Below are 19670 nucleotides of genomic sequence, written 5' to 3' on the forward strand. Positions count from 1 at the left end.
GAAGTACTACAATAGGTAGTAGTTGTCGAAGAACTTCGTTCTCGGGGGGCGCCATGACCGGTTCGGCAGATACCTTGCCCGCATCCGTCGCCGATAAGCAATTGCGTTCGGTGACAGCGGTTTTCGCGGTGGCCCTGCTCGTGCACGGCTCCGATCACCTGCGTCGCGGAATGAGCGCCAGCTCATCGACGGTCATGACGCTGGGGACCGCTCAACTGATCCTCGCCCTCGTCACCATCGTGCTCGTCTACCGCGGGCATCGCTGGGCCGCGCCGGCGGCCATAGCCGTGGGCTTCGCCAGTGCGGTGGGCTTCACCCTCGTTCATCTCTTCCCCGACTGGTTCGGCCCGTTCAGTGACAGCTTCATCAATCCGCCCGCCGCCGCCCACGTCAATGGATTCTCCTGGTTCGCAGCGATTTTCGAGATTCTCGCCGATATCGCGCTGGGCATCGCGGGCCTGCGGGCGCGCCGGAGCGTCTGATCGATCCCGGTCGGCGGCCATCGCGCATCGGGGCCTGCGCCGGTCCGGGCAACGTGTCCCGCGAGCGCATGTCGGGCCGTCGCTGAATAATGGTCGGCATGGCCGAGCGCAAGGCGAGTCGGACGGCGGTTCTGGTGTGTCAGGGCCGGGCCGTGGCGGATGGACGGTTGGCGGTCGGGCGGTTTGCCGACCCGGTCGCGATAGAGCTACTGACCGCCGCGGAGCAGGAGCCTGTGGGCCGGGTGCGGTCCGGGGTCCGGCCCAAGCCGTTCGGTGAGCGAATGGAATACGAATTGCTCACCGGCACTACGGAAGTGCTGGTGGTGCGGACGGTCGCCATCGACGATGCGGTGCGTGAGCGCGGCAATCCGCAGCTGGTGATTCTCGGCGCCGGATTGGATGCGCGCGCCTGGCGCATGGCCGAGCTCGCCGAGGTGGACGTCTTCGAGGTCGATCAGCCTGCCTCCCAGCAGGAGAAGCGGGAACGGCTGGGGGAGCGGACGGCGCTGGCGGCCTCGGTGCGCTTCGTTCCGGTGGACTTCGCGCGTGATTCCCTGGGTGCGGCGCTCGCCGAGGCCGGGCACGACGAGACCCGGCCCACCACCTGGATCTGGGAGGGTGTGGTGCCCTATCTGACGCCGGAGCAGGTCGAGGCCACGGTGGAGATGGTCGGCAAGCACAGTGCGCCCGGCAGCCGGTTGATCCTCACCTATCCCGTGCCGTCACGGGTGTATTCGATCGGCCGTAAGACGGTGCAGGTGCTGCTGAATCTGGCGGGGCGGAACAACCCCATGGCGGGGGAGCCGAATCGGTCGTCCTGGCCGCCGGAGCGGATGCGAAAACTACTGGGCGCGCGTGGTTTCGACGTCACCACTGATGTGGATCAGCTCAGCATCGCCCGCGGACTGGACCTGGCGATCGAGCGCGATTCCTTCCTGGCCAGCAGCAGGGTCACCGTCGCCGACCGGCAGTGATCTCGGCCGGGGCACCGATGAATTTTGTCCTCGCACGCGGTCTGCACTGATAACGGCACACCTGCGAACAGGAGATCAGTCATGTCCGAGCTCGAGCCCGTGGTCGAACTGGATCAGCGTTTCAGCAGCCCGGGGGCGGTTGCGCCGTCATGGGCCGAGGTGACCGACGCGCTGAACCAGGCGGAGATCTTCTGGCTGTCCACGGTCCGGCGCGACGGCCGCCCGCATGTGACACCGTTGCCCGCGATCTGGCATGACGGCCGCCTGCACATCTGCACCGGCGATAACGAGCAGAAGGCGGTGAACCTCGTCCGCGAACCGCGCTGCGTGCTGACGACCGGCAGTGATCGGCTGAACTCCGGGGTCGATGTGGTGGTCGAGGGAACGGCCGAGCGCATTACCGATGTGCCGACGCTCAGCGCGCTGGCCCAGCTGTGGAAGGTGCAGCTGGACTGGGACTTCAGCGTGGACGGCGACGGATTCTCGGACGGCCGGGGTGGCACGGCGTCGGTCTACGGCATCGCGCCGGAGAAGGTGCTGGCCTTCGGTAAGGGCGAGCCCTTCAGTCAGACTCGCTACCGCTTCCCGGCCTGACCGAAACACCGCCTGACCGAAACACCGCGTACAGCACCGGCTTTCCCGGCCGGTGCCGATGTCACGCGTTCTGAGCGACCGGTTCGGCGACCACCGCGGTCACCGATTCCCGAGTGCGCATTGCCGCCCACAGGGCCGCGGTCGCCGCGGTGCAGGCCGCCGCGCCACCGACGTGCACGGCCACCAGCGCGGCCGGAACATTCGTGAAGTACTGCACGATGCCGACCAGCGCCTGGCTGCACACCAGCACGATCAGCACAATCAGCCGGTTGCGAATGGCCCTGTTCATGCCGATGGCAGCCAGGCCACACGCCAGGCCGACCAGCAGCGACAGATACGCGACCAGCATCTCGGCATGCAGATGCACCAGCGTGACGATCTCCACCTGCAAGCGCGCGACCGGCTTCTCGATGCTCTTGTCACCGGCATGCGGTCCCGCACCCGTGACCAGGGTGCCCGCAATCAGCGTCGCGGACAGCGCAATCGAACTGAATCCGGTCAGCCACTGCAGCGGCTTGGGCACCCGCACGGTTTCGATGCCGTCATCGGGTTCGCAGATCTTGGCGTAGAGCAGCACCGACAGCCACACCATCAGCATGGATACCAGCAGATGCACCGACACGGTCCACCACAGCAGTCCGGTGCGCACGGTAATGCCGCCGAGGATCGCCTGCAGCACGGTGCCGCCGGGCATCAGCCACGCGTACACCTTCACCTCGTAGCGCCGCCGCGCGCGGAACACCGCGATGACCACCAGGGCCGCGCACAGTGTCACCGCGAAAGTCAGCATGCGATTGCCGAATTCGACCGCCTGATGGATCACCGGCACTTCGGACACCGTCGACGGCGTGAAGCTGCCCGGGAAGCATTGCGGCCAAGTGGGGCAACCGAGCCCGGAGGAGGTGACCCGAACAATGGCCCCGGTCACCGAGATTCCGGCCTGGGACAGGATCACCGCGAAAGCGATGATGCGCTGCACCCGGAGCGAGGGCATCGGGAGCAGGTCGACGAGTCGCTGGAATGCGCGAGATAGCACGCGTCGATGGTAGCGGGAGCGTATTCGGGCCGATCACCGGCCCTACTACAACGCGTCGTTAGTCGGGGGAGCGGTCAGTCGAAGCGGAAGAAACGCGTCGCCAGCCAGCCGCTCACGCTGCCCCAGGCGGCAAGAACGGCAATGCCGTACCAGTCGACACTCTTGCGCAGCGCCTGATTCAGGCACTCCGACAGCGCACCCGAGGGAATGATCCGGGCGATCAGATTCACGGCATGCGGAATGTCATCGGACATGACGACCAGGCTCGCGGTGCCCAGCATGATGAACCAGAGGATATTCGCCAGCGCCAGCACGATCTCCGCCTTGAGCGTCCCGCCCAGCAGCAGGCCGAGGGCACCGAAAGCGACTGTGCCCAGCGCGATCACGACCGCACCGAGCGCGAGCCCGAGGATCGACGGCCGCCAGCCGAGCGCAACACCGATGGCGCCCAGCAGAATCGACTGCAACACCACGACGATGAGCACGGCCGCGCACTTGCCCGCCACGATGCCCCAGCGTGGGAGGGGTGTTGCCCCAAGGCGTTTCAGCGCACCGTAGCGCCGATCGAAGCCGACCGCGATGGCCTGCCCGGTGAACGCGGTGGACATGACCGCCACCATCATGACCGCGGGCACCACCCGATCCACGCGATGCGCGCCCAGCCCGCTCATCGGCAGCAGCGTCAGCCCGATCAGCAGCGTGATCGGAATGAACATGGTCAGCAGCAGCTGCTCCCCATTGCGCAGCAACAGGATCAGCTCCATGCGCGTCTGCGAGACCAGCATCTTGGCGCGTGTGGTCGGCTGCGGCGCCGGGGTGAACGTGCCCGGTGCGAAGCGGTTGTCAGTCTCGGTCATCCTCTGATCTCCCGGCCGGTCAGTTCGAGGAAGACGTCTTCCAGGCGGCGCTGGTCGATGCGAATGTCGGTGGGCAGCACATTGATCTGTGCGCACCAGGCCGTCACGGTCGCGAGAACCTGCGGGGTGATATCGCCGTGCAGCTGGTAGGAGCCGGGCGAGGCCTCCTTGGGGGTGAAGCCCTCCGGTAGCGCCGCGGTCAGCAGTACGAGGTCGAGATTCGGAGGTGCGGTGAAGGCCAGCCGGCCTTCGGCGCCGTGCGAGGTGACCTCGCTGGGCGTGCCCTGGGCGACAATGCGGCCGTGGTCGATGATGACCAGCTGATCGGCCAGCTGTTCGGCCTCGTCCATGAGATGCGTGGTCAGCAGCACGCTGACGCCGTCGCGGCGCAGCGCGTCGATGAGCTCCCACACGAGATGCCTTGCCTGCGCGTCCAATCCGGCGGTCGGCTCGTCCAGGAAGACGATCTCGGGCCGGCCGACCAGCGCACAGGCCAGTGCCAATCGCTGCTGCTGACCGCCGGAGAGCCGCCGGTACGGAGTGCGGCGCGCATCCTGCAGCCCGAGCGTCTTCAACAGCCAGTCCGGATCGAGCGGATGCGCCGAATAGGAGGCGACCAGATCCAGCATCTCCCCGGCCCGCGAACCCGGATACGCGCCGCCGCCCTGCAGCATCACGCCGATGCGCGGGCGCAATTTGTCGGAATCGGCGATCGGGTCCAGGCCCAGTACCCGCACGGTCCCGGCGTCGGGGGAGACGAAACCCTCGCACATCTCGGTGGTGGTCGTCTTGCCGGCGCCATTGGGGCCGAGCAGCGCCAGCACCTGCGCGCGTTCGAGGACGAAGCTGAGACCATCGACTGCGGTGGTATCGCCGTAGCGTTTGACGACGCCGTCGACTCTGACGGCGGGTTCCGAGGCTGCGGTCACGAGGACACACCGTAGGCCGTGGGCTGCTGTGACGGAGCCGACACCCCCGGCTGATTGCGCCACGGCAGCACATTTCTGGTGAGGAAGATCAGCAGTACGCCCACGAGCACGGTGGCGATCGCGGACTCCACGATCTGGAAGACGTAGAAGTCCGCGCCGCGCGGCATGAGGATCACGCTCACCACCGCCGAGAACGCGACGGCAGGCACCCGGAAGGCGGGCCGGTTCGCCCAGGCGGCCAGCGGCACGATCGCCCACAGCAGATACCAGGGCTGCACCACCGGGAACAGCAGCACGATCGCGCCGAGCGAGACGCCCATGGCGCCGACCGGATGCAAGCGCCCGGTCCAGGCGGCGACCAGCATGCGGATGGTCACGAACACCGCGATCGCCCCGGCGATGGGCCGGGTGATGCCGAGCAGAGCTGTGGTGTGATCGCCGAGTCCGAGCAGTACGCCGCCGAATCCGGTGACGATGCCGAGCGCCGTCGGCACCGACATCCAACTGCGCACGGTGGTGGCGGCATTGAGCGTATGAATCCAGCCGAAGCCGAGACCGCTGGCGAAACTCACGAACAGCGTGGTGGCTATGGCCATCGCGCCGAGCAGTGCTCCGGCGATGAGGACCGTGCGCAATCCGCCCCGCCAGCGTTTGGCCAGGGCCATGGTCACGAAGCCGAGCGCGATAATCGACGTGATCTTGATCGAGGACGACAGCGTGATGACCACGACGCCGAACACCAGCAGCGTCCACGCGCGTTTGTCGAACGGATGGGTGTCCTCGACGGCGCGCAGGCAGAACTCCGTACCGGCCAGCATCAGCCCGAGCATGAGCGCGTCATTGTGCACGCCGCCGACCAGGTGGAACAGCACCAGCGGATTGGCCGCACCCAGCCACAGCGCGCTCACCGGCGCGACACCGCAGCGGCGCGACAGCCGCGGCAGCGCCCAGACGATCAGCGCCACACCCGCGAGCGCGAGCAGCCGGTGCAGCCACACCCCGGCAATGATGTTGTCCCCGGCCAACTCCGAGATGCCGCGCCCCATCCACAGGAACAGCGGACCGTACGGCGCGGGCGTCTCACGCCAGATATTCGGCACATTGTTGGTCAGGACATTGTTGAGTCCCAGGCCGTCCGCCGGGCCGACCGCATAGGGGTCGAGCCCGCGCGCGGCGATCTCGCTCTGCGCCAGATACGAGTACACGTCATTGCTGAACATGGGCGGCGCGACACTGAGAGGAATGATCCACAGCAGCAGCGTCCGATCCAGCTGCGACCGGGTGAGCCGATGCCGCGGATGCCCACCCCAGCCGCCGACGGCGAAGCGGCCCAGCAGCAGCCAGGCCATCACCACCAGAACCGTGCCGATCATGCACATGGCCAGCGTGGAGGTGTGCGCCCGCGCGAAGAATCCCAGCACCCGCATACCGGAGGTCGGATTCTGATGCACCGGCTGCGCGCCTACACCGAGTGCCGAAATCGCCATGATCACGGCGCCGGTCGCGCCCAGCATGCGGATCCGGCTCAGCTGCAGCGTTTCCCGCCGGTCCAGCCCCGGCACATCGGTTTCGGTGCTGTGCAGCACGGCAATGGTGTGGTCGGCGGCCGGAACGTCCAGGCCGAGGGCCCGGCGTCCCAGTTCTCTCACTCTGCGCCCCGCGCCGTCCGCTACTGCCACAGCCGCAAAGACTAGTAGGGGGTGCCATCGAGGACTCCGATCGCCCGGTTGTACCCGGGTGGGGATGGACAGACCGCGGCGTATCGGCCTGTTCCTTGCGCTGTTCGGGCTGCCGGTGTCGGACCGCACTCATACGCTTGATGCATGGTTTCCGAGTCGAAGCGTCGAATCGAGGTGGCGGCGGCGGGACTTCTGGCCCGGCACGGCTATCACGGATTCGGCCTGAAGAAGCTGAGCGAAGCGGCCGGGCTGCCGTACGGATCTATCTACCACCACTTTCCGGGTGGTAAGGAGGAGATTGCAGTCTCTGCCATCACCGGTACCGGAGTGCTGGTGGGACGCATGATCAGTGAGGCTCCGGCCGATGTGTTCGGCACGGCCGCAACCCTGTTCGACTTCATGGCCGCGAAACTCGCTGCGTCCGAATGGACCGACGGCTGTCCGGTCGGTACGCCCGCGCTCGACGGCGGCAGCGATGTGGAGGCGGTACGCACCGCGTGCGTTGCTGCATTCGATGCAATGACAGCGGGTTTCACGCAACTGCTCACCGATATGGGGTTGCCGGCGGGGGAGTCCTATGAGCTGTCCACCACGATCGTCGCCGCGTACGAGGGCGCGACACTGCTCGCCAGAGTTCGCCGCTCGGACGAGCCGCTGCTCACCGTCTCCGCCGCCCTGGCCCGCCTGATCCGACTGAGTCTCGCCGAAGTTTCTGTCGTCGAGCAGAACTCACCCTAGGGAGGGTTGTCCAGAACGATCGTTCTAGCGATGATCGATGGATGAAGCGACTCATGCTGGACGGTCCCGGCGCGCTGCGCTGGGAAGACTGCCCCGAACCCACCCTCGACACCCCCGATCAGGCCCTGGTCCGGCCGATCGCCGTAGCCACCTGCGATCTGGATCCCGCTGTCCTGCAAGGTTTCTTTCCCCTCGCGGGCCCCTATCCCTTCGGGCATGAAGGGGTTGCCGAAGTCATCGCCGTAGGCGAGAACGTCCGCACCGTGAGCCCCGGCGACAGAGTGGTCGTCCCGTTCCAAATCTCCTGCGGCGCCTGCCCGCCCTGCCTGCGTGGCCGCACCGGCAGCTGCACCGCCCAGGCCTTCATGTCCACCTACGGCCTCGGTCCGATGGGCGGCCTCGAATGGGGCGGTCTCTGGGCCGATCTCGCGCGAATTCCGCACGCCGACGCCATGCTCGTCCCGCTCCCCGCGGGCATCGACCCGGTCGCGGTGGCCAGCGCCAGCGACAATATCCCCGACGCCTATCGCGCCGTGGCCCCGCAACTTTCGGCGGATCCCGCCGCGGAGGTCCTCATTCTCGGTGGCCCGGCCGCCTCCTCCATCGGCCTCTACGCCGCCGGTCTGGCGGTAGCCCTCGGCGCCTCCCGCACCGTCTACCTCGACACCGACCCCGAAAGACTCGATATAGCAGCCAAACTCGGCGCCGATCCCATCGAGGGCGACCCCGCCACCCGGGTGGGCCGCTTCCCCATCACCGTCGAAGCAGCCGGTGGAGGTGAGGCACTCCGCGCCGCGATCAATGCCACCGCGAACGACGGCTGGTGCACCAGCGTCAGCGTCCAAGTGCAGGACGTGCCGCTCCCACTCCTCGGAATGTATTCGCGCTGCTGCACTTTCCACACCGGCCGCGCCCACGTCCGACCCGTCATCCCGCACGTCCTGGACCTCGTGGCGACCGGTCGCTTCGATCCCTCCGTCGTCACCACGCGCACGGTGCCGTTCGAGGATTCCGTCGATGCGCTCCTGGAAACACCGATGAAGCTTGTCGCCGTCCGCTGACGCGGCTACGAGGCCAGACCGCTGATGCCGTCGCCGAGGGATTTGGCGCTGAGCAGTGCCAGCAGGACCGCCATGATGACGTATTGGTTGCGGACGGTCCAGGTCTTCCAGCGCTCGAGGGTGCCGGCGCCGGTGGTGTGGTTGAAGAAGTGCACCGCCAGGGGGATCAATACGACCAGGGAGGCGATGGCGATGAAGATGGCCGCGGCGCCGATGCGGCCGCCGAGGTGCGCGGTGGAGGATGCGGTGGTGACGGCCCCGGCGGCGACCTGCATGACATTCTTCGGATTGGCCACCACCAGAACGGCGCCCAGGATCAGGCAGTTGCGGGTGGTGAATTCACGTACTCGCTGCAGCCGCGGGGGGAGCGAATCCGGATCGGTGGTTCGGGACAGTCGCAGCTGCTGCAGTGCCATCAAGGCGATGAGCACGCCGAGGATCAGCCGGAACCACGCCACCCAGGATGCGGGCTGCCCATTGTGTTCGGCTCCGGCTCCGGCGCTGATCACCAGCAGCACCGTGAAGATGGCGGTGATGGCCAGCACCCAGCCCAGGACGAAGGCCAGTGCGTTCTGCCGTCCCCGGGGTGCGGAGACGATAAGGATCACCGCGATCAACGCCAGCGGACTGATGGCGACGCCGACCGCGTGACTGAGAAACTGACCGACCGCGTGTCCCATGGAGTCTCCTGCTGTGCCGTACTGCTCGGAAGTCGGGCCTGAGCGTAGCTATGTATTTGCTGATTCAGTTGAATGTGAGCAGGTTTCACCCGTTTCGGGTGAGCTCGTACGGATCGGTGTGTTTAATTCCGCGGCTGTGGCGAATTCCTCGCGAATTTCGCCACCACGTCGGAGTGGTCAGTGCCGATTCGGTGGTGTGCAAAGCCTCACATCCCCAGGTCCAGCGAAGTCAGGTGACCCTTACTGGAACGTGGGATGGAATTCGGTCACACTGGTGTTGTGAAAACCGTGGGTTTGCGGAATGCGAAAGCAGAAACCGGGCGCCAGCTGGGCGCCCGGGCTGCTGTTGTGTCTGCACCGGCGGGCGAAGGCCACACCCGCGAGGCCGTCATCAAACTACTGCTCGAGGACGGTCCGATCACCGCGACCGCCATCGGCAAGCGTTTGGGTCTGAGCCCGGCGGGAGTGCGCCGGCATCTGGACGCTCTCATCGAATCCGGCGAAGCGCGGGCCGCCCGGTCGGCGGCCTGGCAGCAGCAGGGTCGCGGGCGTCCGGCCAAGCAGTATCAGTTGACGGCCACCGGTCGCGGCCGATTGGGTCATGCCTACGATGACCTGGCCGGCGCCGCCATGCGCCAGCTGCGCGAGGTCGGCGGCGACACAGCCATCGTCGACTTCGCACGTAAGCGGGTCGCCACGATTGTCGCCGGAGTTCAGCAGCTCTCCCGGCACACACCCGAGGCGACGATCGACAAGGCGGAAGAGATCGCGGATGCGTTCTCCGAGGCCGGGTTCGCCGCTTCCACCCGGAAAGTCGGTGCGGGAGTACAGATCTGCCAGCACCACTGCCCGGTATCGCACGTCGCCGAGGAATTCCCGGAGTTGTGCGCCGCCGAGCTCGAGGCTTTCAAACAGATACTCGGCACGCATGTGCAGCGGCTGGCGACCATCGCCAACGGCGATTGCGCGTGCACCACACACGTCCCGCTGACGTTGTTGCCGACACAGAACTCGAATACCGCTGAAACCCCCGTTGCCCAGCCCGCAACGACTTCTACACACGACTCCGGAAGGAGTGCCGAATGACGACAACGACCGATCAGGTGCAGCCGCTGTCCCAAGAGGAGACCATCGCCTCCATTGGGACGTACGGGTACGGCTGGGCCGACAAGGATGTCGCCGGTGCCAGTGCCAAGCGCGGCCTGTCCGAGGAGGTCGTTCGCGACATCTCGGCCAAGAAGAGCGAGCCGGAGTGGATGCTCGACTTCCGGCTGAAGGCACTGCGCATCTTCGAGAAGAAGCCGATGCCGAGCTGGGGTTCCGACCTCGACGGCATCCACTTCGACAACATCAAGTACTTCGTGCGCTCCAGCGAGAAGCAGGCCGCCACGTGGGACGACCTGCCCGAGGACATCAAGAACACCTACGACCGCCTGGGCATCCCGGAGGCCGAGAAGCAGCGTCTGGTGTCCGGTGTCGCGGCGCAGTACGAGTCGGAGGTCGTCTACCACTCGATCCGTGAGGATCTCGAGAAGCTGGGCGTCATCTTCCTGGACACCGATACCGCGCTCAAGGAGCACCCGGAGCTGTTCCAGCAGTACTTCGGCTCGGTCATCCCGTCGGGCGACAATAAGTTCTCCGCGCTGAATTCGGCCACCTGGTCGGGTGGTTCGTTCATCTACGTCCCGCCGGGCGTGCACGTGGACATCCCGCTGCAGGCGTACTTCCGCATCAATACCGAGAACATGGGTCAGTTCGAGCGCACCCTGATCATCGTCGACGAGGGCGCCTACGTGCACTACGTCGAGGGTTGCACCGCGCCGATCTACTCCTCGGATTCGCTGCATTCCGCGGTGGTCGAGATCATTGTGAAGAAGGGTGGCCGCTGCCGGTACACCACGATTCAGAACTGGTCGAACAACGTCTACAACCTGGTCACCAAGCGGGCCAAGGCCGAGGCCGGCGCCACCATGGAGTGGGTCGACGGCAATATCGGTTCCAAGGTCACCATGAAGTACCCGGCCGTGTGGATGACCGGTGAGCACGCCAAGGGCGAGGTGCTCTCCATCGCGTTCGCCGGTGCGGGCCAGCACCAGGACACCGGTGCGAAGATGCTGCACCTGGCGCCGCACACCTCCTCGAACATCATCTCGAAGTCGGTGGCGCGCGGCGGCGGTCGTGCCTCCTACCGTGGCCTGGTTCAGGTCAACAAGGGTGCGTACGGCTCGAAGTCGACCGTGAAGTGCGATGCGCTCCTGGTGGACAACATCTCTCGTTCGGATACCTACCCGTACGTCGATATCCGCGAGGACGACGTGACCATGGGTCATGAGGCGACTGTGTCGAAGGTGTCTGCCGACCAGCTGTTCTACCTGATGAGCCGCGGCCTCACCGAGGACGAGGCCATGGCCATGGTGGTGCGCGGCTTCGTGGAGCCGATCGCCAAGGAACTGCCCATGGAGTACGCCCTCGAGCTCAACCGCCTGATCGAGCTGCAAATGGAAGGAGCCGTCGGCTGATGACGGTCGAGAATGTTGCCGTTGCTGCCGAGGCTCGCCCTCCGGCTATCAACAAGGGTGAGGTCTTCGCGTCGTTCGACGTGAACGCCTTCGAAGTGCCTTCGGGGCATGACGAGGCGTGGCGCTTCACTCCGCTGCGCCGGATGCGCGGCCTGCACGACGGCACCGCCGTTCGTGACGGGTCCGCCACCGTCGAAGCGACCTCCGTCGAGGGCATCACGGTCGAGACCGTGGACCGTACCGACGCGCGCCTCGGCGCCGCCGGTACGCCCACCGATCGTGTTGCCGCGCAGGCGTATTCGGGCTTCGGGCAGGCGACCATCGTGTCCGTCGGCGCGGAGGTCGAGGTGGCCGACGCCGTCACCCTGACCGTCACCGGTCCGGGCGAGGGCAAGACCGCCTACGGCCACACCCAGGTTCGTCTCGCGAATTTCGCCGTCGCGAATGTGGTCATCGACCAGCGCGGCAGCGGAACCTACGCGGAGAACGTGGAATTCGTGCTCGGCGACAGTGCCAAGTTGAATGTCATCGTCATCCAGGACTGGGCCGACGATGCCGTGCACGCCACCGCGCACCACGCCCTGCTGGGTCGTGACGCCACCTTCCGGCACACCAATGTCACCCTCGGTGGCGACCTGGTGCGCCTGACCGCGACCGTGCGCTACGCCGGTCCGGGCGGCGATGCGGAAATGCTCGGCGTGTACTTCGCCGACGACGGTCAGCACTTCGAGCAGCGCCTGCTCATGGATCACTCGGTCCCGAACTGCAAGTCCAATGTGCTGTACAAGGGTGCGCTGCAAGGCGATCCGAACTCCGGCAAGCCGGACGCGCGCACCGTGTGGGTGGGCGATGTGCTCATTCGCGCCGCGGCCGAGGGCACCGAAACCTACGAGGCGAATCGCAATCTGGTGCTCACCGATGGCGCGCGCGCCGACTCGGTGCCGAACCTGGAGATCGAGACCGGCGAGATCGTGGGCGCCGGACATGCCTCCGCCACCGGGCGATTCGATGACGAGCAGCTGTTCTACCTGCGCTCGCGCGGCATCTCCGAGGAGGCGGCGCGACGCCTGGTCGTGCGTGGCTTCTTCTTCGAGATCATTCAGAAGATCGCCGTCCCCGAGGTCCGGGAGCGGCTCGAGGCGGCCATCGAGGCCGAACTCGCCGCTGTAGGCGTGTAACGGCTCGCCGTTGTCGGCGTCTGACCAACTTTCCCTCCCCGCAAAGGAATTCGAATTCGATGACCACCCTGGAAATCAAGGACCTGCACGTAGAGGTCGCCAACCCGGACGAATCCGGCGAGCCCATCAAGATCCTCAAGGGCGTGAACCTGACCGTGAAGTCGGGCGAGACCCACGCGATCATGGGCCCCAACGGCTCCGGCAAGTCGACCCTGTCCTACGCGATCGCCGGTCACCCCAAGTACACCGTGACCTCCGGCACCATCACCCTCGACGGTGAAGACGTGCTGGCGATGACGGTGGACGAGCGGGCGCGTGCGGGCCTGTTCCTGGCCATGCAGTACCCGGTCGAGGTTCCGGGCGTCTCGGTCTCGAACTTCCTGCGCACCGCCGCCACCGCCGTGCGCGGCGAGGCGCCCAAGCTGCGCACCTGGGTCAAGGAGCTCAAGACCTCCATGGCCGAGCTCGAGATCGAGCCGACCTTCGTCGAGCGCTCGGTGAACGAGGGCTTCTCCGGCGGTGAGAAGAAGCGCCAGGAGATCCTGCAGCTGGGGCTGCTCAAGCCGAAGATCGCCATCCTCGACGAGACCGACTCCGGCCTGGACGTCGATGCGCTGCGCATCGTCTCCGAGGGCGTGAACAAGTACAAGGAGCGGGAGGACGGCGGCATTCTGCTGATCACCCACTACACCCGCATCCTGCGCTACATCGAGCCCGACTTCGTGCACGTGTTCGTGAACGGCCGCATTGTCGCCCAGGGCGGCAAGGAACTGGCCGACGAGCTGGACGCGAATGGCTACGTGCGCTTCACCTCTGCCGCTGTAGGAGCTTAAAACTATGACCACCACGGTGCGCGATTCCCGGCTCGCCGGGCTGCCTGCTCTGGACGTCGCGCGCATTCGCGCCGACTTCCCGATCCTCAGCCGCACGGTGCGAGACGGTAAACCCCTGGTCTATCTCGACTCGGGCGCCACCTCGCAGCGGCCGACGGCGGTGCTGGATGCGGAACGCGATTTCCTCACCCAGCACAATGCGGCGGTGCACCGTGGTGCTCATCAACTGGCCGAAGAGGCAACGGACGCTTACGAAGACGCGCGCGCCGATATCGCCCGCTTCGTCGGCGTGGACGCTCGCGAGATCGTCTTCACCAAGAACGCGACCGAATCGCTGAACCTGGTGACCTACTCCTTCGCCGACAGCCGGTTCCCGTACCACGTCGGACCCGGCGACGAGATCGTGATCACCGAGCTCGAGCATCACGCGAATCTTGTTCCGTGGCAGGAGCTTGCGCGCCGCACCGGGGCGACCCTGAAGTGGTACGGCATTACCGATGACGGGCGCATCGACCTCGATTCGCTCGAATTGTCGCCTGCCACCAAGGTTGTCGCGTTCACGCATCAGTCGAATGTCACCGGTGCGATCGCCGATGTCACCGAAATGGTGCGCCGGGCAAAGGAAGTCGGTGCGCTGGTCGTGCTCGACGCCTGCCAGTCGGTGCCGCATATGCCGGTGAACTTCCGTGAGCTGGGCGTCGACTTCGCCGCGTTCTCCGGGCACAAGATGCTCGGTCCCTCCGGCGTCGGCGTGCTCTACGGCCGCTACGCGCTGCTCGAGGAGACCCCGCCGTTCATCACCGGTGGTTCCATGATCGAGACGGTGACCATGGAGGCCACCACCTTCACCGCCCCGCCGCAGCGCTTCGAGGCCGGTGTGCCGATGACCTCGCAGGTGGTCGGACTGGGTGCGGCCGTGCGGTATCTGGAAGCCATCGGCATGGATGCTGTTGCGGCGCACGAGCATGCGCTGGTCAGCGCGACGCTCGAGGGGCTCGCCAAGATCGACGGGGTGCGCATTGTCGGCCCGACCGACACCGTGAACCGCGGCGGCGCAGTATCTTTCGTGGTGGACGGCATCCACGCCCACGATGTGGGTCAGATCCTCGACGATGAGGGCGTCGCCATTCGCGTCGGCCACCACTGCGCCTGGCCGCTCATGCGCCGCCTCGGCGTTCCGGCCACCGCGCGTGCCTCGTTCGCCGTCTACAACACCCTCGATGAGGTCGACGCATTGCTGGCCGCGGTGCGGAAGGCCCAGAGCTTCTTCGGAGTTGCATAGATCATGCGCATGGAGCAGATGTACCAGGAAGTGATCCTGGATCACTACAAGCACCCGCACCACCGGGGGCTCCGCGAGCCGTTCGGTGCGCAGGTGCATCACGTCAATCCGACCTGCGGTGACGAGATCACGCTGCGGGTCCAGGTGGACGATAAGGGCGATGTCGCCGACGTGTCCTACGACGGCCAGGGCTGCTCGATCAGCCAGGCCTCCACGTCGGTGCTCGCCGACCAGGTCATCGGCCTTCCGGTGCAGCAGGCGCTGAAGGTGGTCGACTCGTTCAACGAGATGATCTCCAGCCGCGGCACCCTCGAGGGCGATGAGGACATGATCGGCGACGGCATTGCCTTCGCGGGCGTGTCCAAGTACCCGGCGCGCGTCAAATGCGCGCTGCTGGGCTGGATGGCGTTCAAGGACGCGGTGGTGCAGATAGCCTCCGCCGAGGAGACCAAGCTGCCGATGTCGAACGGGGAGAAGAAGAACGATGAGTGAGACGACCGAGACTTCCGTAACTCCGGCGGCCGAGACCGCTGAGACCGCTATTGCGGAAACCGCCGAAAACGCCGCACCGCAGGTCGAGTTGACCGAGGAAGAGGTCAAATTCCTCGAGGATCTCGAAGAGGCCATGCGCGATGTGGTCGACCCCGAGCTCGGCATCAATGTGGTCGATCTGGGCCTGGTCTACGGCATGACCGTCACCGACGGCATCTGCAAGATGGATATGACGCTGACCTCGCCGGCCTGCCCGCTCACCGACGTGATCGAGGACCAGTCGCGCAATGCCCTGGTCCGCAGCGGTCTGGTCGAGGACCTGCAGATCAACTGGGTCTGGATGCCGCCGTGGGGCCCGGACAAGATCACCGACGACGGCCGCGAGCAGCTGCGCGCCCTCGGCTTCACCGTATAACTCCGCCGCGTAGCCGGTGCACGGCTCGGCCGTATGACCGGTGCCCCGTGTCGCATTACTGTCGCCCCTGCTGAAACAGCAGGGGCGACAGTCGTTTTCGGCCTACAGCGTGATGCTCGAGCGCTGCGCCAGCCACTCCGGGAACTCGGTCGCGATAATGCGCTCATCGTGCACATCCTCGGCCGCCTCCGAGGCGAGCCAGGCGATCGGCGGCCCCATGATCGACGGATCCAGCAGTCGCGCACGCACTTCGGAGGGGGCGTCCGCGGGCACCATGCCGGTCGCCGTCGCCCCGCCGGGCAGCAGCATATTCACCCGCACCGGCGTCTCCGCCAGCTCGGCGGCCATGATCCGGGACAGCGCCTCGACACCCGCTCCCGCCGGGCCGTAGGGCACGAATCCGACACGGGTCATGGTGGACGTGCTCATCGAGATATTGACGATCCGCCCGGATCCGGCCGCCAGCATGACCGGCGCGAACGCACGCGCCACCAGAAACACCCCCGTGATCTTCGTGTCGATCACATCGCGAAACCCGTCCGGCGGCACCTCCCAGAACGGCAGCGACTGCTCCAGAAACCTGGGATTCACTGTGCGCATGCCGATTCCAGCATTGTTCACAAGCAGATCGATCCCCCCGAACCGCTCATGCACCTCGGTGACGAGCCCCGCCACCGACTCCTGATCCCGAACATCCGCCGCAACCCCCACGGCCCCCACCCCCAACTCCCGAGCCGCCTCCTCCGCCCGCTCTCTGCTCCGACTGGTCACCACCACCTGCGCCCCACCGTTGACCAGCGCGGCCGCCATAGCCCGCCCAAGCCCCCCGGTAGCACCCGTCACAACGGCCCGCGTCCCTGCCAATGACTGCGAAATGCTCATACCCCCGACGCTAATCGCTGGAGCGTGCTCGAAGTCAAGAGGCGGCCGGTTCGTGGCGGTGGTAGAACTGCTTGGTTCGTGCGCGGCCCGCGCCGGAGGAAGGGGCTCCCGGTGGTGCTGTCGATTGTCAAGGCGCTCAATGCGACTGTTGCGTTCGGGTTGGAGTTGGCGACGCTGGTTGCGGTCGGGTACTGGCCGTTCACGTGGCAGCAGTCGACGGCGATTCGGGTGTTTGCGGGGTTGGGGCTGGCGGCGGTGATGGCCAGTGTGTGGGGGACGTTCGGGTCGCCCGGGAGTTCGCTCAGTGGGGTGGGGCGGATTGTGTTCGAGGTGTGCTGGTTCGGGGTGGGGATCGCCGCTGTCTATGTGATGCGGCGGCAGAGGCTGGCGCTGGTGTTCGCGGTGGTGTTTGTCGTCAATGCCGTGTTGGCGCGGGTGTGGCATCAGATCGATTGAGTGGTGGATCGATCCGGGGTGGGTGGTGTGGCTGCTAGGGTTTGGCCGTTCATGCCGGAAGGGGAGCTGTGTCCTACATCGTGAGCCCGTATGCCGTTGACCTGGAAGGGATCCGGTTGGTCGGTTCGTATAGCCAGGAGTTCTCCGATCATGTGGTGCGGTCCTCGCCGCGGCATGTGCTCGATCGGCTGGACGAGGCCGAGGAGCTCGGGCTGACGCCGCGGGATATCATGCGGCAGTTGCTGCTGGGGGAGGCCATGCACGAGGACTTCGGGCCTACCTACGGGCATGCGCTGGAGGTGCTGTGCCATCACGCCGGCACGCTGCTCGACAATGCGCACTGGGCGGGGATGCGGTTCCGGTACTTCTCGATGGTGGAGGAAGCGCTGGCGGAGCTCGGCGTGGACTTCGATCCGGCGGGGCTGGTGCTCGGCGGCGCGCCGATCGAGCTGCCGCCGATCGATGATTTTCCGAGCATCGGGTTTGTCGAGAGCCACCGGATCGGCGCTATGGCAGACACTTTGGCCGAGGTCGAGTTGGCGCGGCTCACCGATGACGCCATCCGCGGATCGGTGGCGGAGCTGCGGGACTGGGCGCGCACCTGCCAGGCCGAGGGGCTCGGCCTGGTGTGCTTCTACTACTGAACCGGTCGGCTACTACTGAACCGGGCGGGCCTCAGGGCCGCTTGGTCCAGAACAGCCGGTCGAGATTCTTGCGGCGATCATCGGCCCAGTCCCAGATGTAATCGGCGATCCGCAACGGGTTGTCGAGTGTGGTGGTGAGCATATGACCCCCCTCGCGATACTCCAGCAGGTAGTCGTCGGTGCCCTGGCGGAACGTCTGGATGAAGGTGTCCGGATCATCCGGTTCCTGGACGATCAGGAACGGGGTCGGGGCCAAATCCTGCAATTGCGGTATCCACGTGTGCAATTGGCGCTTGGTCAGCACATCGAAGTACCGGGTGCCGCCGACATTCACCCGGAACTCGCGCATCTCGGGGCTCTCCAGCGACCGATCGCGCGGATCGTAGAGCGCGAATTCGGTTCCGGCGATGAGCTCTTCGATCCACAGCAGCGCCCGCCAGGCCGCATGCTCGGGCACCGACACCCGCACGCACTCGCCCACCGCGGCCAGCGTGATCCGGCCGTTCCACACCGGAATCTCGGTGTTCCAGCGCCATAGCCCGGCCAGAATCGGCCCCAGGCTCACCGCCGGTATGCCATCGCTGGACGCCACATAGGCCTCGACCGCATCGGCCGAAGCGACGGAATCAGCCGGTAGTACGACGAATTCGCAACTCACCCGGACCAACCTAATCTACGAGGCCGACACGATGGGCCGGAGCCGGTCACGCCGGGGTAAGCCCGCGCCGACACCGTACGATGCCCGGGTGACCGGATACGACGACTACGACGGGTTCGCCCACCTCGACACCTCGACCCTGGCTCCCCGACAGCAGCAGATTCTGTGCGCGATCCGCGATTGGGTGCAGCAGCACGGGTATTCGCCCAGCACTCGCGAGATCGGTGACGCGGTCGGCTTGAAGTCCGGTTCGTCGGTATCCAAACATTTGAAGGCGCTCGAGGACCGCGGTTTCCTCGCACGCGGCGAATCGGTCACCCGTCCGATGGACGTGCGCCTGTTCCTGCGAGCCGGCGCCCCGCAGCAGCAGGGCGGCGATTCGGTCTCGGTGCCGGTGGTCGGCGATATTGCCGCGGGCACTCCGATCCTGGCCGAACAGCACACCGACGACGTGCTGTCGCTGCCCCGGGAATTGGTGGGCCGCGGCACCGTATTCGGACTCCGGGTCCGCGGTGACTCCATGATCGACGCCGCCATCTGCGACGGCGATATCGTGGTGATCCGCCAGGAGTCCGAAGCGCACTCCGGTGAGATCGTCGCCGCCATGATCGACGGTGAGGCCACCGTCAAGGTCTATCGCCGCCGTAACGGCCACGTGTATCTCGAACCGCGCAACCCCGCGTACGACGTCATCGACGGTGACAAGGCCGTGGTCCTGGGCAAAGTTGTTTCGGTAATGCGCCGCGTCTGAATTGGACTTTGGGGTTTGGCTGGACAATGATTCGACCCGTTATATCAATTCATCCCGGGGAGTATCGAATGTCGTTGCTGCGCAAGGCTGGAATCGGCCTCGCCATCACCTCGATGGCCGCGATGGGCGCCGTTGCCGCCGGTCCCGCCAATGCGGTGGGAACCGATGGCGGGTTCACGGCCGCCTCCGGTGATCTCTACGGCGCCCTGGCGCTGTCGCGGAGCACCGGAAATGTCGCTTATGCGGTGAACTATGGCAACTGGGACGGCGCCGACGGCGCCGCCGTCAACAAATGCGGTGGTGGTGACTGCCAGGTCGTGGTCCACTTCGCCAATGCCTGCGGCGCTGTCTCGCAGGGCGCGGACTCCCGCTTCGGCTGGGCGTGGGCCGCCACCAAGGGTGATGCCGAGACCGCCGCGGTGAACGCACTGGGCACCAGTGCCCCCGCGTTCCCGGATACGGGCTCGGGTTCGCCGCGTGCGGCGAAGGTGGTCCTGTCGGCGTGCACCGACAACGCTCACTGAGCACTC

The 19670-nt window shown here is 66.2% G+C and carries 23 protein-coding genes; 16 read left to right on the forward strand and 7 right to left on the reverse strand.

What is annotated here, in order from left to right:
* The first annotated feature begins 53 nt into the window (after positions 1-53).
* From OG326_RS18025 to OG326_RS18035, 3 genes are all read left to right on the forward strand, one after another.
* Positions 54-482: a hypothetical protein gene (locus tag OG326_RS18025; RefSeq protein WP_327145801.1), complete on the forward strand. Its 429-nt coding sequence runs from the start codon at positions 54-56 to the stop codon at positions 480-482.
* Between the two features lie 98 nt (positions 483-580).
* On the forward strand, positions 581-1456 hold the full coding sequence (locus OG326_RS18030) for a class I SAM-dependent methyltransferase (RefSeq protein WP_327145802.1): 876 nt from the start codon (positions 581-583) through the stop codon (positions 1454-1456).
* Between the two features lie 81 nt (positions 1457-1537).
* On the forward strand, positions 1538-2050 hold the full coding sequence (locus tag OG326_RS18035) for a pyridoxamine 5'-phosphate oxidase family protein (RefSeq protein WP_327145803.1): 513 nt from the start codon (positions 1538-1540) through the stop codon (positions 2048-2050).
* A 61-nt stretch (positions 2051-2111) separates the two neighbouring features.
* On the opposite strand, the gene OG326_RS18040 is transcribed toward OG326_RS18035, so the two are convergent.
* The 4 genes from OG326_RS18040 to mptB all read right to left on the reverse strand — a co-directional run bounded on the left by OG326_RS18040 (position 2112) and on the right by mptB (position 6551).
* Positions 2112-3086: a COX15/CtaA family protein gene (locus OG326_RS18040; protein WP_327145804.1), complete on the reverse strand. Its 975-nt coding sequence runs from the start codon at positions 3084-3086 to the stop codon at positions 2112-2114.
* A 74-nt stretch (positions 3087-3160) separates the two neighbouring features.
* The gene (locus OG326_RS18045) at positions 3161-3943 is read right to left on the reverse strand and encodes an ABC transporter permease (RefSeq protein ID WP_327145805.1); all 783 of its coding nucleotides are present in this window, start codon (positions 3941-3943) and stop codon (positions 3161-3163) included.
* Complete coding sequence (locus OG326_RS18050; protein ID WP_327145806.1) at positions 3940-4872, reverse strand: ABC transporter ATP-binding protein; 933 nt, start codon at positions 4870-4872, stop codon at positions 3940-3942. The genes OG326_RS18045 and OG326_RS18050 overlap by 4 nt, the downstream gene beginning before the upstream one ends.
* On the reverse strand, positions 4869-6551 hold the full coding sequence (mptB, locus tag OG326_RS18055) for a polyprenol phosphomannose-dependent alpha 1,6 mannosyltransferase MptB (protein ID WP_327145807.1): 1683 nt from the start codon (positions 6549-6551) through the stop codon (positions 4869-4871). Before mptB ends, OG326_RS18050 begins: the two co-directional genes overlap by 4 nt.
* A 144-nt stretch (positions 6552-6695) precedes the next feature.
* Between mptB and OG326_RS18060 the strand changes: the two genes are divergently transcribed.
* Positions 6696-7289 carry a TetR/AcrR family transcriptional regulator gene (locus OG326_RS18060; protein WP_327145808.1) on the forward strand — a complete coding sequence of 198 codons (594 nt, stop codon included), beginning with the start codon at positions 6696-6698 and terminating at the stop codon, positions 7287-7289.
* A gap of 41 nt (positions 7290-7330) precedes the next feature.
* Positions 7331-8350 carry a zinc-dependent alcohol dehydrogenase gene (locus OG326_RS18065; RefSeq protein ID WP_327145809.1) on the forward strand — a complete coding sequence of 340 codons (1020 nt, stop codon included), beginning with the start codon at positions 7331-7333 and terminating at the stop codon, positions 8348-8350.
* A 5-nt stretch (positions 8351-8355) separates the two neighbouring features.
* Here OG326_RS18065 and OG326_RS18070 read toward each other — a convergent pair whose 3' ends face one another.
* Positions 8356-9030, reverse strand: coding sequence for a GAP family protein (locus OG326_RS18070; protein WP_327145810.1), 675 nt, complete (start codon positions 9028-9030; stop codon positions 8356-8358).
* 243 nt (positions 9031-9273) lie between these two features.
* Here OG326_RS18070 and OG326_RS18075 point away from each other — a divergent pair, with 243 nt between their 5' ends.
* Genes OG326_RS18075 through OG326_RS18105 form a run of 7 tightly spaced genes read left to right on the forward strand, consistent with a single transcriptional unit; the run spans position 9274 to position 15749 of the window.
* Entirely contained in the window at positions 9274-10116 is an 843-nt protein-coding gene (locus OG326_RS18075) for a helix-turn-helix transcriptional regulator (RefSeq protein WP_327146514.1), read from the forward strand.
* Positions 10113-11549, forward strand: a complete 1437-nt coding sequence (gene sufB, locus OG326_RS18080; protein ID WP_327145811.1) for a Fe-S cluster assembly protein SufB — start codon at positions 10113-10115, stop codon at positions 11547-11549. Before OG326_RS18075 ends, sufB begins: the two co-directional genes overlap by 4 nt.
* Entirely contained in the window at positions 11549-12727 is a 1179-nt protein-coding gene (gene sufD, locus OG326_RS18085; RefSeq protein ID WP_327145812.1) for a Fe-S cluster assembly protein SufD, read from the forward strand. The genes sufB and sufD overlap by 1 nt, the downstream gene beginning before the upstream one ends.
* A gap of 59 nt (positions 12728-12786) precedes the next feature.
* The gene (gene sufC, locus OG326_RS18090; RefSeq protein WP_327145813.1) at positions 12787-13560 is read left to right on the forward strand and encodes a Fe-S cluster assembly ATPase SufC; all 774 of its coding nucleotides are present in this window, start codon (positions 12787-12789) and stop codon (positions 13558-13560) included.
* A 4-nt stretch (positions 13561-13564) separates the two neighbouring features.
* The gene (locus tag OG326_RS18095) at positions 13565-14842 is read left to right on the forward strand and encodes a cysteine desulfurase (RefSeq protein ID WP_327145814.1); all 1278 of its coding nucleotides are present in this window, start codon (positions 13565-13567) and stop codon (positions 14840-14842) included.
* Positions 14843-14845: 3 nt separating this feature from the next.
* Positions 14846-15334, forward strand: coding sequence for a Fe-S cluster assembly sulfur transfer protein SufU (gene sufU / locus OG326_RS18100; RefSeq protein ID WP_327145815.1), 489 nt, complete (start codon positions 14846-14848; stop codon positions 15332-15334).
* Entirely contained in the window at positions 15327-15749 is a 423-nt protein-coding gene (locus OG326_RS18105) for a metal-sulfur cluster assembly factor (RefSeq protein WP_327145816.1), read from the forward strand. The genes sufU and OG326_RS18105 overlap by 8 nt, the downstream gene beginning before the upstream one ends.
* Positions 15750-15851: 102 nt before the next feature.
* On the opposite strand, the gene OG326_RS18110 is transcribed toward OG326_RS18105, so the two are convergent.
* Positions 15852-16631 (reverse strand): SDR family NAD(P)-dependent oxidoreductase, encoded by a 780-nt coding sequence (locus OG326_RS18110; protein ID WP_327145817.1) that lies wholly within the window; start codon positions 16629-16631, stop codon positions 15852-15854.
* A 24-nt stretch (positions 16632-16655) separates the two neighbouring features.
* On the opposite strand from OG326_RS18110, the gene OG326_RS18115 reads away from it, so the two are divergent.
* Positions 16656-17087, forward strand: a complete 432-nt coding sequence (locus OG326_RS18115) for a YrdB family protein (RefSeq protein ID WP_327145818.1) — start codon at positions 16656-16658, stop codon at positions 17085-17087.
* Between the two features lie 80 nt (positions 17088-17167).
* A complete protein-coding gene (locus tag OG326_RS18120; RefSeq protein WP_442791039.1) occupies positions 17168-17731 on the forward strand; it encodes a DUF7691 family protein in 564 nt (187 codons plus the stop codon).
* A gap of 31 nt (positions 17732-17762) precedes the next feature.
* On the opposite strand, the gene OG326_RS18125 is transcribed toward OG326_RS18120, so the two are convergent.
* Positions 17763-18389 (reverse strand): hypothetical protein, encoded by a 627-nt coding sequence (locus OG326_RS18125; protein WP_327145820.1) that lies wholly within the window; start codon positions 18387-18389, stop codon positions 17763-17765.
* Positions 18390-18420: 31 nt separating this feature from the next.
* On the opposite strand from OG326_RS18125, the gene lexA reads away from it, so the two are divergent.
* Positions 18421-19140, forward strand: a complete 720-nt coding sequence (lexA, locus tag OG326_RS18130) for a transcriptional repressor LexA (protein WP_442790971.1) — start codon at positions 18421-18423, stop codon at positions 19138-19140.
* Positions 19141-19208: 68 nt separating this feature from the next.
* A complete protein-coding gene (locus OG326_RS18135; RefSeq protein WP_327145822.1) occupies positions 19209-19664 on the forward strand; it encodes a DUF4189 domain-containing protein in 456 nt (151 codons plus the stop codon).
* Positions 19665-19670: the final 6 nt, after the last annotated feature.

This window comes from Nocardia sp. NBC_01327, assembly GCF_035958815.1.
Taxonomy (GTDB): Bacteria; Actinomycetota; Actinomycetes; order Mycobacteriales; family Mycobacteriaceae; genus Nocardia.